The organism is Pseudosporangium ferrugineum, assembly GCF_003002065.1.
GTDB lineage: Bacteria > Actinomycetota > Actinomycetes > Mycobacteriales > Micromonosporaceae > Actinoplanes > Actinoplanes ferrugineus_A.
The window spans coordinates 1-1,193 of record NZ_PVZG01000088.1 but is presented as its reverse complement, the minus strand read 5'-3'; the positions used below and the strand labels follow the sequence as shown (position 1 = coordinate 1,193).

The 1,193-nt window shown below is 68.3% G+C and carries 1 protein-coding gene; it reads left to right on the top strand.

The genetic code is table 11. The features are described 5' to 3' along the window. Window positions 1–132: 132 nt before the first annotated feature. A complete protein-coding gene (locus CLV70_RS38865) occupies window positions 133–1,176 on the top strand; it encodes an IS110 family RNA-guided transposase (RefSeq protein WP_342750457.1) in 1,044 nt (347 codons plus the stop codon). Window positions 1,177–1,193: the final 17 nt, after the last annotated feature.

The window sequence follows — 1,193 nt, the reverse complement described above, 5'->3', positions numbered from 1 at the left end:
AGGCGAATTTCCGGCGCAGCACACTAGAGGCCCCATCTCTGTCTTGTCCGCGTTGCCCGGCTGGTGCGTGCCGCCCTGCACCCAGTCACGAACGACAGGACGACGATGCCCTCCATTACACCTGATGACACCGTGATCGAGGTCTTCGGTGGCGTCGATACCCACCAGGACACCCACACCGCCGCCGCGATTGACCAGCTCGGCCGGGTCCTGGGCACGCATGAGTTCCCCGCCACCGCAGCCGGCTACGCCGACCTGCTGGCCTGGATACGCGGGCATGGCCGGCTCGTGCGGGCCGGGGTGGAGGGCACCGGTGCCTACGGCGCGGGCCTGGCTCGCCTGCTGCGCAACGAGCACGTCACCGTGATCGAGGTCGACCGGCCAGACCGCAAGACCCGCCGCTTCCAGGGAAAATCCGATCCGATTGACGCCATCCAAGCCGCCCGGGCAGCGCTGGCCGGTGAGCGCACCGGCACCCCCAAGCAGCGCGACGGCCACGTCGAAGCGCTACGCAACCTGCGCGTGGCCCGGCGCAGCGCGGTCGACCAGCGCGCCGACACCCAGCGCCAGATGAAGACCCTGATCGTCACCGCTCCCGACGAGCTACGTGCCCGGCTACGCGGCCTGAGCGTCAAACAGCTGATCACCGTCTGCGCGAACCTGCGCCCCGAGCGGACTGACGCCGTGACCCCGCTCACCGCCGTCAAGCTCGCCCTGCGCAGCCTGGCCCGCCGTCACCAGCAGCTGTCCGTCGAGATCACCGACCTCGACGAGCTGCTCGAACCCCTCGTCGCCGCGATCAACCCCGGCCTGCTGGCCGCCAACGGCGTCGGCGCCGAGGTCGCCGGGCAGTTGCTGGTCAGTGCCGGGCAGAACCACGACCGGCTCACCTCCGAAGCAGCGTTCGCCATGCTCTGCGGCGCTGCACCGATACCGGCCTCGTCCGGCAAGACGACCCGGCACCGACTCAACCGTGGCGGCGACCGGCAAGCCAACGCCGCCCTCTACCGCGTCGTGCTCTGCCGACTGCGCTGGGACCCCCGCACCCGCGACTACATGCAACGACGCACCCAAGAAGGCATGTCCAAGAAAGAAATCATTCGATGCCTCAAGCGGTATGTCGCCCGTGAGCTCTACCAACTCATCACCACAAACGATCTTGAACTCGCCGCTTGACATCCATAGGAGCATCC